The sequence below is a fragment of the Flavobacterium macrobrachii genome, assembly GCF_014486675.1.
GTDB lineage: Bacteria > Bacteroidota > Bacteroidia > Flavobacteriales > Flavobacteriaceae > Flavobacterium > Flavobacterium macrobrachii.
On the sequence record NZ_JACTAC010000030.1, the window covers coordinates 1 to 11,339 of the forward strand.

The following is an 11,339-nucleotide window of genomic DNA, read 5'->3' on the forward strand; positions in this document are numbered from 1 at the left end:
GTTTTTTTGGGACATTTAGGAATGTATGAAAACTATAAAAAAGGGAAGTATGAAAATCAAGTTTTGGACATGACAACTTTTATCGATGCAAATAAGTTTCTAGCAACCGTAACAGGAATTAAGGCTAATGCTTTATTTGCTAAAGATGAAATAGTAAAAGAATGGAGAGCATGGTTTGAAAAAAATAAAGAAAAATTATACTGGGACGAAAAGGAAGAAATGGTAAAAGTAAAAGAATAGCTCGGCAGAGTTTATTATGGTTAAAAATTACTCTCTGTTATTAACCAAGTGTGTAGGTTAAATGCTTAATGACCGCAAGATTAGTAAGGGATGTTAAAATTATATGATATTTAATTCTATAAATTTTTGTTAAAAACAATACTTTGGCACAAGAATTGGAATGGAAGTAATATCATTAATCATTAAATTTACACATTATGAAAAAAATTACTTTAGTTTTAGCTTTTATCGGGATGATAACACTAAATGGTTGCACGGTTAACGAGGATAATGGAAACTATATTGACAACGATACTATTAGTGAAGTATTTGAATTGAGAAATATAAATTTTTCATTTGACGGAGGAAATAGTTATTCTATCTACCGAACTTTAAATCCTCAGATATTTGCTTCAGATGTGGTTTTAATCTACAGAATGTCTGATTTGATCGATTCTAATACACCAGTTTGGCAATTAATTCCAAGAACATTGTATTTGCCACAAGGTGAATTGGATTATGACTTTGATTTTAGTAAAGAAGATTTTACTATTTATGCAGGTGGAACTTATGATTTATCATTAACTCCAGGATTTTTAACAAATCAAACGTTTAGAATTGTAATAGTTCCTGGCTATTTTGCTAATAGAATGGCGAAACCAGTTGATTTTTCAGATTATAATGCAGTAATAAAAGCTTACAATATAAATGACAAAAGTGTGAAAGTTATACAATAGAATAACTTTTATATCATAAAAAAACCATTCGCTAGGCGAATGGTTTTTTGTTTGAGTTTATTTCAAATTAGGAAACATCAACAGTTGTTTCGGCTGCAATTTTTTTATACGTTCCGTTTTCTAATTTTTCACGGATAGCTTCAAAGGCTGTTAATGTTTCATTTATATCTTCAATTGTATGTGAAGCTGTTGGAATCATTCTCAACAAGATAATTCCTTTTGGAATAACTGGATAAACCACGATAGAAAGGAAAATCCCGAAGTTTTCTCTCAAGTCGTTTACCATAACCATTGCTTCTGGGATGGAACCTTCAAGATAAACCGGAGTTACACAAGTGTTAGTATCACCAATATTGAATCCTTTTTCCTTTAATCCGCTTTGTAATGCATTTACGTTTTCCCAAAGTTTTTCTTTTAACTCAGGCATTGTACGCAACATCTGTAAACGTTTTAATGAACCAATAGTTTGTATCATTGGTAACGCTTTAGCAAACATTTGCGAACGTAAGTTGTATTTTAAATAATCAATAATGTCTTTATCAGCAGCTATAAAAGCACCAATGTTTGCCATAGATTTTGCAAATGTAGAGAAGTAAACATCTATTCCGTCTTGGCAACCTTGTTCTTCGCCAGCACCAGCGCCAGTTTTTCCAAGCGTTCCAAATCCATGAGCATCATCAACCAAAAGACGGAAATTGTACTTTTCTTTCATCGCTACAATTTCTTTCAATTTTCCTTGTTGACCACGCATTCCAAAAACACCTTCGGTAATGAAAAGAATTCCGCCGCCAGTTTCTGTGGCCATTTTGGTAGCACGTTGCAGGTTTTTCTCCATGCTTTCCAAATCATTATGCTTATAGGTAAATCTTTTTCCCATGTGTAAACGTACTCCGTCAATGATACAAGCATGGGCGTCTACATCATATACAATAATATCGTTTTTAGTAACCAATGCATCAATACACGACATGATACCTTGGTATCCAAAGTTCAATAAATACGCTGATTCTTTCATTACGAATTCAGCCAATTCTTTTTCTAATTGTTCGTGATAATTAGTATGACCGCTCATCATTCTTGCACCCATTGGATAGGCGGCACCATATTGTGTTGCGGCATCAATATCCGCTTGGCGAACTTCTGGATGATTGGCTAATCCTAAATAATCGTTGATAGACCAGTTTAATATTTGTTTTCCGTGAAACTGCATTCTAGGACCAAGTTCACCTTCTAGTTTTGGAAATACATAATATCCTTCTGCTTGTGAAGCCCATTTTCCTAACGGACCTTTATTGTTTTGTATTCTTTCGAATAAATCTTTTACCATAATAACTTTGTATTTAGTCTTGGCAAAAGTAATTATAAATTTAGTTTACTCCTAATCATTATAATTAGAAAGTTTCAACTAATTACTGTTGAAAACAGTAAAGATAAATTTGAATGAATTGGTACATTAGCAACCAAAAATAGTTTCGTTTTATCTACAAGTTTTTACGGAATTAGTTACTCCAATATTGATGATTAGCTTTTACTACTATTTAGCTTTTTTGAAGTTTATTTTGAAGCTTTTTTTAATATAATATAGCCTAAAATTCCTCCAATTAATGAAGCGGTAAAAATACCTATTTTAGATTGTACCATATATTCCTCATGAGTAAAAGCTAATGAAGTTATAAATAGTGACATAGTAAATCCAATTGAAGCTAATAAACCTAAACCAAATAAGTTTTTTAGGTTCATTCCAGATGGAAAAGGAGCAATTTTTAATTTAACCATTCCAAAAGTAAAACCTACAATTCCTACTACTTTACCCACCAGTAATCCTAATGCAACACCTATTGCAATATTATTACTAAATAGTAGTTCAGTATCAATATCTAGAGACACACCAGCATTAGCAATAGCAAAAATAGGTATAATAATAAAGGTTACAAATGGATGCATAGCATGTTCTAAACGTTGTAAAGGTGGTATAACTTTAATGGTTGCTTCCTTAGCTTTATCAAGAATGTGAAGTTGATGAGGAGTTAAAGTGGGTATTTTATCATTAGGGTCAATTTTATTAAACTCGTTCAAATATCTTTGAATTTTTAAAGAATATTCACTCTCTTTTAAACGAATATCAGCTGGAATAGTAAATGCAGCTAAAACGGCTGCAATAGTAGCGTGAACACCAGAAAGTAGGAAAGCTGTCCAAACACCTGCGATACCAATAATAGCATAAAACAAGATACTTCTAACGCCTAATTTATTTCCAAGATACATCACGACAATAAAACTCAAACCTAGTGAAAGACTAAACAAAGAAATATCTGAAGTGTAGAAAAAAGCAATAACCAAAACAGCACCCAAATCATCAACTATAGCTAATGCAGTTAAAAAAACTTTTAAACTTGTTGGTATTTTACTACCTAAAAGATATAAAACACCCAATGCAAAAGCAATATCAGTAGCCATCGGAATTCCCCAACCACTATGTACTTCTCCAGAAGGGTTAAAGGATAAATAGATTAATGCCGGAACAAGCATTCCTCCTAAAGCGGCTCCAATAGGTAGTAATGCTTTCCTTGGATTAGATAGTTCTCCACCAACAATTTCTCTTTTTAATTCTAATCCTACAACAAAGAAAAATATTGACATTAATCCATCATTAATCCAGTGATGAATGGAATATTCTAAAAAAGATTTTCCATCAAATTGAAATCCTAATTTGTGTTCTAAAAAATGATGATACTCATGAGACAAAGAAGAATTTGCCAAAACTATAGCAACGATTACACTGATTCCAAGTACAATTCCTCCTGCTTTTTCCTCTTCCATAAATTTTCTTATTGGATAAGTAACGCGGTCAATAGGGTAGTGTTTTTGCTCAGTCATCAATATATGTTTTGGAATTAAAATTTATTTTACAAAGTTACCATTTTGAGCAATAGATTACAAAATATAAATTTCATTCTTTCTCAAGATTACGGGTTTTAAATCTTTATTTAGTTCAAGTATGACTTAATAAAAACAAAAAACCACGATGCAAAAAAGTGAATCGTGGTTTTTCTCTAAATTAAATCCCAATTATTTAATTTTTCCATTTACTAAAGCTACTGCTGCACCAACTCCTGCACCAATTATGATTGAAATAACAACGTCAATAATAAAGTTTTGAGTATCCAAAGGTCTATTGGAATACATGAAGAAATTGGTAGAAAGACCGTACAGAAAACCTATACTTGCACCAGCAGTTAAGCCAGTAATAGGGTTTTTAATTCCAGCCCATTTGATAAAAATATAGGACATTAGTAGTCCAAAAGTAATGCAACCTAAAAAGATAAATTCCAGTTTGATGTCTAGTGTTTCAGGATAACTGTCTTTAAAAATTATCCCATAGAAAAGAAACCCCAGTAGAAAATCTACTAAACCACCAACAATACCAGCTATTAAAAAGTTTTTTACATTCATAGTTTATTGTTTTATTGATTAGTGAAATAAATTTACTAAACTTTCAATAAACTGTTATGTTGTAACTTTTTAATTATTAACTTTTTAGGTTGTAAAAATGTTAATAATTAGGAGTAGATTTTTTGATACAAATCTTTGTATTTTTCCATGACAATTTTACGCTTTAATTTTAGCGTAGGCGTAAGATGTCCGCCATCAATGGACCAAATATCTGGAGTAAGTTCAAAGCGTTTTATTTTTTCCCAATTACCGAATTTCTCATTAAATTTTTCGACTTCTTTTTCAATTCGAGCAATAACATCAGGATTGGAAGCTATTTCGGCATTGGTAATTCCAACGTTGATGTTTTTACGCTTTGCCCATTCTTTGATGAAATCAAAACTTGGTTGAATGAATGCACCTGGCATTTTTTCGCCATCGCCAATTACCATGATTTGTTCTATGAATAAGGATTGTTTCATTGCGTTTTCAATCAACTGTGGCGCAATGTATTTTCCTCCCGAAGTTTTGAACATTTCTTTTTTACGGTCGGTAATTTTTAAGAAACCATTGGCATCAACTTCACCGATATCGCCTGTGTGAAAAAATCCATCAACAATTACTTCATCGGTTAGTTTTTGGTCTTTGTAGTAACCCATCATAACGTTTGGACCTTTACAAAGAATTTCGCCATCGGCAGCAATTTTTACTTCTACATTATTAATCATTCGACCAACAGTTCCAACTTTAAAACCATAGTTTCGTTGGTCATTAACCGCAATAACAGGTGAAGTTTCAGTTAATCCATAACCTTCCATTACTGGCATTCCTGCTGCTGCAAAAACTCTGATTAATCGATGTTGTAACGCAGCACTTCCTGAAACCATTACATTCAAGTTTCCGCCTAAACCTTCTATCCATTTGCTGAAAATCAACTTTCTAGCAATGCTTAATTGGAATTCATACCACCAACCATTGGTACCATAAGGTTCGTAACGCAAACCTAAATCGATTGCCCAAAAGAACAATTTCTTTTTTATTCCGGTTAAATCTTCACCTTTTGCAATGATTTTATCATATACTTTTTCCAAAAGTCTTGGTACAACCGAGAAAACGGTTGGTTTTACTTCTTTGATATTGTCTGAAAGTTTTTCGATTGACTCGGCAAAATAGATGGAAACCGAATAATATTGGTAGATATACAAAATTACACGTTCAAAAATATGACAAATAGGAAGGAAGCTCAACGCAACACTTGTTCCTTCGTTAAATGGAATTCGAGGCGAACTATCGAGTACATTTGACACGATATTATTATGAGAAAGCATAACACCTTTTGGTTTTCCTGTTGTTCCCGATGTGTAAATGATGGTTGCTAATTCTTCGGGTTTTACATTGTTTTTTCGGTCTTCGACAACATCTTGATTGCTTTGATCAGCTCCAAGTTCCAATAATTCTTTCCAGTTTTTGCAACCGCCAATTTCATTGAAACAATAAACTTCCTCTAGCAATGGAATGTTTTGCTTAACCGCCATTAATTTTTCATAAACCACATCATCTGAAACAAAACAATATTTAGATTCTGAATGGTTTAAGATGTATTCATAATCTTCGGCAGCAATGGTTGGATAAATTGGTACGGTTTGGGCACCAACTTGAAGCGAACCAATATCCATAACATTCCATTCCGTTCTATTACTAGAAGAAATGATAGCTATTTTATCATTCTTTTGAATGCCTAATCGAATCAAAGCTCTTGATATAGCATTGGCTTTATTCAAATATTCTTGAGTAGAAGTTGAAATCCATTGTCCGTCATATTTGGTAACAAGACAATTAGGTAGATTATTTTTTTCTAATTGATAGTATGGAAAGTCAAAAAGACGCGTGATTTTTGTCATTGTGATTAATAATTTTATGCAAATTAAGGAATATTGTAATGAAACACAATAAAAATTTAAAATATGCTAAATGTAGTAGTGAAATATGTAGTTTTGCAAAAAAATATTTTCTATCTGCAATGCATAAATTTCCCCGTTTTCAAGAATATAAAGCGTTATTTTACAGAATAATATTAGCTTATGTATTCTATTTTTTAGCGAGAGTTTTATTTTTTGTTTACAACAGTTCGCTAATACAAATTGATGGTGTTTTTGACTTTTTTAGACTGAGTTATCACGGATTAGCATTTGATACCACTTCGATACTTTACATCAACGGATTATTCATCCTTTTTTCAATTTTGCCTTTGGTTATCAATGCCAAAAAAGGATACCAAACCTTTTTGTTCTATTTGTATTTTGTGACCAATTTGTTGGCGTATGCGTTCAATTTTGTTGATTTTATTTATTACCGATTTATCTTTGGCAGAAGCACGAAAGCATCACTAGAATCACTAGAAAATGAAAGCAACAAAGCGGCATTATTTTTTAACTTTTTGACTAATTATTGGCATGTGTTTTTGTTGTTTTTTGTAACGGCATTTATTTGGATAAAATTGTATAAAAAGGTCAAAATTACTTCAACTGAAAAACCGTCCATAAAGTATTTCGCTGCGTCAATTGCCTGTTTCTTTTTAATCGTTGCTTTGTGTGTTGGTGGAATTCGTGGCGATTTTAAGAAAAGTACACGACCAATTAATCTTTTGGATGCGAGTCGTTATGTGACCAATCCGTCGCAAGCTGATTTGGTTTTGAATACACCTTTTGCCATTATTAGAACTTGGACTGCTAATGCCTTTAAAAAAGAAAATTACCTTAGTAAAGAACAAGTTGATAAATTAATTGTTCCAATAAAACAATACAATAACAATTCAGAAGCCAAGAAAAATATCGTAATTTTCATATTAGAAAGTTATGGTCGAGAATATAGTGGAGCTTTCAATAAGAATGCCAATATTCCTGATTTTAAAAGTTATACACCATTTATAGATTCGTTGGCGCAACACAGTATGATTTATACCAATGCTTATGCTAATGGATATAAATCAATCCACGGAATGTCATCGGTTATTGCTGGAATTCCTTCGTTTAAAGTGGCGTTTACGTCTTCGCCATATCCGAAGCAAAAGATAGAATCATTAGTTACCACTTTGAAAAGTGTAGGTTATGACACTTCCTTTTTTCACGGTGCACCAAATGGTTCGATGGGATTTTTAGGTTTCGGGAATATTTTGGGTTATGATCATTATTATGGTAAAAATGAGTTTAATAATGATGCCGAATTTGATGGCGTTTGGGGAATTTGGGACGAACCGTTTTTTCAGTATTTCAACAAAACATTAACTGAAAAAAAACAACCCTTTATGGCAACATTGTTTTCAGTTTCATCGCATGAACCTTATGTTGTTCCAAAAAAATATGAAGGAAAATTTGATAAAGGAACTGTAAATATTCATCAAACGATTGGTTATACTGATTTTGCGCTGAAACGTTTCTTTGCTGAAGCCAAAAAGCAACCTTGGTACAATAACACGATTTTCGTTTTAGTTGCCGATCACGGAAATACTATTGCGTATGACGAATACCGAAAAGAATTCAACAAACATACCGTTCCGATTTTATTCTTTTCGCCAGATGAAAAGTATGTTGGTGTAAACGATGATTGGGCACAACAAATCGATATTTATCCAACGCTTTTGGATATGATTGGTTACAAAAAGCCTTTCAGAAGTTGGGGTAGAAGTTTAATTAATGAAAAACAAGTTCCGCCTTTTGTGATTAAATATGGTTCGAATGTGTATCAATACATGGAAGGAAATTACATCTGCACGTTTGACGGGAAAAAAGTCGTTGGTTTTTACGATAAAAATGACAAAGCAATGGAACGCAATCTAATCAAAAATCGAACTCCCGAAATGGATTCGCTGGAATTGCGCTGTAAAGCTTTTGTTCAAGATTATATGGAACGACTTATCGATAAGCGATTGACAACGGTGAAGTAATTAGTGAAAAATGGATAAAAAGAAACTTAATAGTGATATGATAATGTTTGTGATGTCAACGATATCCTATTATTTCTGTATGATAGTTTTTTTCTTGATTTTTAATTCTTCATACTATGGAACCGAAAACAAAACCAGTTGTATGAATGGAGTTATTTACGGAATATTTATAATTGGCGGATTGATTATAGCTTTTAGTATTTTTTATTTGATTATGTTGTTTTTAAATAAATCGCCCAAAACATACCGTTTATTAGCGGCAATTGTTCCAATGCTAATTTTAAGCTATTTTTTTATTAAATGTTTACAATAGCGAAATGACAAATAGTTGAGGAATTACAATTTCCCAATATTCCAAGCTTTAAGTTTCAATAAACAATTAAATAAAAAAATAACAGTTTAAAATCGTTTTATTTTATTCGCTTCATTTCAAAGTCGCCGTATATAAATTCTTCAAGAAAATTATCTTCAGAAATTTTTTCTTCATGGATTATTATTTCCCAAGTTCCTAAAAATTTTTTCTCATATTCGTCATAATAACCAAGATATTCAACAATTGGATGTGGTAAATCTTGATCGATTTGAATATTTCCATCTTCATCTTTGTAGTAATAACAAGGGTAATTTAAAATAAAACTGATTTTATTTTCCTCAATAAATCCTTTAACTATTGTTGGTTCTTCAAAAATGTGTTAAGATTCAGAATCTCTTGATGTGCCAGTAAACGAGTTTTCATTAAAAATTAATTCCATTTTTAAAGTAACTTCTAAATCTTGATCGCTATAATCATCGTCTGATGGATAGGTAAAAAATCCTTCCCATGTTTGTTTATGATCAACAATTTTCATTAGAGGTAAGTTGATGAACTCATTAAAGTTTCCCCATATTCTGTGCTAAAGTCTCAATAAACTTAGTAATTGGACCTTTAATCATCATTGCCATCATTGGGTTGAATTCACCATTAAACACTAATTGAACTGCGGTTGAATTATCAGAAACGGTGTCAAGATTAGCAGTTAAAGTAAACGGCAATTTATCGCTTGCAGCCGCAAGATTTACTTTAGAATGTGGAACGCCTTCTTTTAATCTTAATTTGATTTCAGGCATTCCTTTTAATCCGAAGTTAAAAATATCATCGCCCAAAACTTCAAATTTAGCGATATTCTCAGGCATTAATTTTTCAAAGTTTTTCACGTCAGACAAAGCAGTATATAAATACTCAGCTGATTTTTCTACGGTTACTTTTGGGCTTTCTAAATTCATTATATCTAATATTTTATATCTGAAATTTAATATTTATTTGTTCCAAGTCGATGGATTTTTACGCCATTCTTGTAATGTTTCTAATTCTTTTTCGGTGATGTAGTTTTTAGCTACGGCTAGATGTAGTAAATGTTCATAATCGGCTAGCGTATGCAAATCTACATTGGCTTTTTTGAAGTTTTCTGTTGCTACATCAAAACCATATGTAAAAATAGCCACCATTCCTTTTACATGAAGTTCAGCTTCTTTCAAAGCTTCTACAGCAAGTAAACTACTATTTCCTGTACTGATTAAATCTTCTACAACCACTACATTTTGTCCTTTTTGAATAAAACCTTCAATTTGGTTTTGTCTTCCATGTTTTTTTGGTTCCGGACGAACGTAAACAAAAGGTAATCCCATGTACTCGGCAACAAGCATGCCAATTCCTATTGCACCAGTTGCTACACCTGCAATAACATCGGGTTTTCCAAATTCTTTTTCGATGTGCTTAGAAAATTCTTCTCTAACGAAATTTCTAATCGCTGGGAATGAGAGAATTAATCGGTTGTCACAATAAATCGGTGAATTCCAACCCGAAGCCCATGTAAAAGGATTTTTAGGTTTCAATTTAATTGCATTTATTTGTAAAAGCAATTCGGCTGTTTTTTCGGCTGTATCTTTATTAAAAATCATACCACAAATGTATAAAGTTTTTGTCAACGATAAACCTCTTTTTTTAACAAATCAAGTTGCTAAAGAAACCGATTTTCAATTGTTCTTGTTAGAAAGTGTTGATATTGAGCAACTCATCATCAAAATGCATAATAACAAAATTCAGAAAGCAAATTTGTATTATCCTGATGAAAAGGCAATTTTGAAAAAAATTAAAGAAAAAATCCCTGTTTGCAAAGCTGGCGGCGGATTGGTTTACAATAAAAAAGGCGAGGTGTTGTTCATTTTTAGAAACGGAAAATGGGATTTACCCAAAGGCGGAACCGAAAAAGGCGAGGAAATCGACGAAACCGCTTTGCGCGAAGTGGAAGAAGAAACAGGAGTTGGTAAATTATCCATTTCGCGAAAACTCCAAAAAACCTATCATATTTTTAAACGCAACGGAAAATACAAACTTAAAGTTACCCATTGGTTTGAAATGAAATCCGGTTTTGAAGGCATTCCTGTGCCACAAGAAAACGAAGGTATCGAAAAAGTGGCTTGGCTCAATCCTGAAGAAGTGAAAGAAGCATTGAAAAACTCATACGAAAATATTAAACTCTTGTTTGAGGAAAAATAGAAAAGTTTAGAATAAAAAAAACTCACTATCGAAAGTGAGTTTGGAGTATTTGAATATTAATTTTTCAGCTTATTTCACAGCTATCATTGAAATTTCAACGTTAACATTTTTTGGCAAACAAGCTACTTGAACAGTTTCACGCGCTGGAGCGGTTTTTTCGTCAAAATAACTTCCATAAACCGAATTGATACGAGCAAAATCGCCCATATTCATTATGAAAATGGTCGTTTTAATTACGTTGTCAAAAGTCATATCAGCAGCTTCGAGAACGGCTTTCATGTTTTCCATTACTTGCTTGGTTTCGGTTTCAATATCATCTAATATTAATTCCATCGTTTCAGGATGCAATGCTATTTGTCCTGAGGTGTAAAGAGTATCGTTTATTAAAACCGCTTGATTGTATGGTCCGATTGGCGCAGGAGCTTTTTCGGTAAAAATGATTTTTTTCATAATAAAAGGTATCAACAAAAGT

Annotated in this window: 12 protein-coding genes; 4 read left to right on the forward strand and 8 right to left on the reverse strand. The window is 32.3% G+C overall.

Annotation, left to right across the window (positions count from 1 at the left end):
* Positions 1-240 (forward strand): hypothetical protein (locus tag IAI56_RS08250; RefSeq protein ID WP_187657419.1); only part of this gene is annotated, 240 nt, incomplete at its 5' end.
* A 197-nt stretch (positions 241-437) separates the two neighbouring features.
* Positions 438-956 (forward strand): hypothetical protein, encoded by a 519-nt coding sequence (locus IAI56_RS08255; RefSeq protein ID WP_187657420.1) that lies wholly within the window; start codon positions 438-440, stop codon positions 954-956.
* 67 nt (positions 957-1,023) lie between these two features.
* Here IAI56_RS08255 and capB read toward each other — a convergent pair whose 3' ends face one another.
* From capB to IAI56_RS08275, 4 genes are all read right to left on the reverse strand, one after another.
* Positions 1,024-2,283, reverse strand: coding sequence for a cysteate-C-fatty acyltransferase (capB, locus tag IAI56_RS08260; RefSeq protein ID WP_187657421.1), 1,260 nt, complete (start codon positions 2,281-2,283; stop codon positions 1,024-1,026).
* A 227-nt stretch (positions 2,284-2,510) separates the two neighbouring features.
* Positions 2,511-3,833 carry a Na+/H+ antiporter NhaA gene (gene nhaA, locus IAI56_RS08265; protein WP_187657422.1) on the reverse strand — a complete coding sequence of 441 codons (1,323 nt, stop codon included), beginning with the start codon at positions 3,831-3,833 and terminating at the stop codon, positions 2,511-2,513.
* 192 nt (positions 3,834-4,025) lie between these two features.
* Entirely contained in the window at positions 4,026-4,409 is a 384-nt protein-coding gene (locus IAI56_RS08270; protein ID WP_187657423.1) for a hypothetical protein, read from the reverse strand.
* 107 nt (positions 4,410-4,516) lie between these two features.
* On the reverse strand, positions 4,517-6,289 hold the full coding sequence (locus tag IAI56_RS08275) for an AMP-dependent synthetase/ligase (protein WP_187657424.1): 1,773 nt from the start codon (positions 6,287-6,289) through the stop codon (positions 4,517-4,519).
* Between the two features lie 119 nt (positions 6,290-6,408).
* Here IAI56_RS08275 and IAI56_RS08280 point away from each other — a divergent pair, with 119 nt between their 5' ends.
* Positions 6,409-8,331: an LTA synthase family protein gene (locus tag IAI56_RS08280; RefSeq protein WP_187657425.1), complete on the forward strand. Its 1,923-nt coding sequence runs from the start codon at positions 6,409-6,411 to the stop codon at positions 8,329-8,331.
* 692 nt (positions 8,332-9,023) lie between these two features.
* On the opposite strand, the gene IAI56_RS08285 is transcribed toward IAI56_RS08280, so the two are convergent.
* Genes IAI56_RS08285 through pyrE form a run of 3 tightly spaced genes read right to left on the reverse strand, consistent with a single transcriptional unit; the run spans position 9,024 to position 10,269 of the window.
* Entirely contained in the window at positions 9,024-9,179 is a 156-nt protein-coding gene (locus IAI56_RS08285) for a hypothetical protein (RefSeq protein WP_187657426.1), read from the reverse strand.
* A gap of 22 nt (positions 9,180-9,201) precedes the next feature.
* Complete coding sequence (locus IAI56_RS08290; protein WP_169522530.1) at positions 9,202-9,594, reverse strand: SRPBCC family protein; 393 nt, start codon at positions 9,592-9,594, stop codon at positions 9,202-9,204.
* A 33-nt stretch (positions 9,595-9,627) separates the two neighbouring features.
* On the reverse strand, positions 9,628-10,269 hold the full coding sequence (gene pyrE / locus IAI56_RS08295) for an orotate phosphoribosyltransferase (protein WP_187657427.1): 642 nt from the start codon (positions 10,267-10,269) through the stop codon (positions 9,628-9,630).
* A gap of 7 nt (positions 10,270-10,276) precedes the next feature.
* Here pyrE and IAI56_RS08300 point away from each other — a divergent pair, with 7 nt between their 5' ends.
* Positions 10,277-10,867: an NUDIX hydrolase gene (locus tag IAI56_RS08300; RefSeq protein WP_187657428.1), complete on the forward strand. Its 591-nt coding sequence runs from the start codon at positions 10,277-10,279 to the stop codon at positions 10,865-10,867.
* A gap of 69 nt (positions 10,868-10,936) precedes the next feature.
* Here the strand turns inward: IAI56_RS08300 and IAI56_RS08305 are convergent, their stop codons facing one another.
* On the reverse strand, positions 10,937-11,317 hold the full coding sequence (locus IAI56_RS08305; RefSeq protein ID WP_187657429.1) for a RidA family protein: 381 nt from the start codon (positions 11,315-11,317) through the stop codon (positions 10,937-10,939).
* Between the last annotated feature and the right edge of the window lie 22 nt (positions 11,318-11,339).

What these genes read in the sequence shown, in the direction of transcription:
- capB (WP_187657421.1), bottom strand. Translation starts at nt 2,283, where the DNA reads ATGGTAAAAGATTTATTCGAAAGAATACAAAACAATAAAGGTCCGTTA.
- IAI56_RS08270 (WP_187657423.1), bottom strand. Translation starts at nt 4,409, where the DNA reads ATGAATGTAAAAAACTTTTTAATAGCTGGTATTGTTGGTGGTTTAGTA.
- IAI56_RS08275 (WP_187657424.1), bottom strand. Translation starts at nt 6,289, where the DNA reads ATGACAAAAATCACGCGTCTTTTTGACTTTCCATACTATCAATTAGAA.
- pyrE (WP_187657427.1), bottom strand. Translation starts at nt 10,269, where the DNA reads ATGATTTTTAATAAAGATACAGCCGAAAAAACAGCCGAATTGCTTTTA.
- IAI56_RS08255 (WP_187657420.1), top strand. Translation starts at nt 438, where the DNA reads ATGAAAAAAATTACTTTAGTTTTAGCTTTTATCGGGATGATAACACTA.
- nhaA (WP_187657422.1), bottom strand. Translation starts at nt 3,833, where the DNA reads ATGACTGAGCAAAAACACTACCCTATTGACCGCGTTACTTATCCAATA.
- IAI56_RS08305 (WP_187657429.1), bottom strand. Translation starts at nt 11,317, where the DNA reads ATGAAAAAAATCATTTTTACCGAAAAAGCTCCTGCGCCAATCGGACCA.
- IAI56_RS08285 (WP_187657426.1), bottom strand. Translation starts at nt 9,179, where the DNA reads ATGAAAATTGTTGATCATAAACAAACATGGGAAGGATTTTTTACCTAT.
- IAI56_RS08290 (WP_169522530.1), bottom strand. Translation starts at nt 9,594, where the DNA reads ATGAATTTAGAAAGCCCAAAAGTAACCGTAGAAAAATCAGCTGAGTAT.
- IAI56_RS08280 (WP_187657425.1), top strand. Translation starts at nt 6,409, where the DNA reads ATGCATAAATTTCCCCGTTTTCAAGAATATAAAGCGTTATTTTACAGA.
- IAI56_RS08300 (WP_187657428.1), top strand. Translation starts at nt 10,277, where the DNA reads ATGTATAAAGTTTTTGTCAACGATAAACCTCTTTTTTTAACAAATCAA.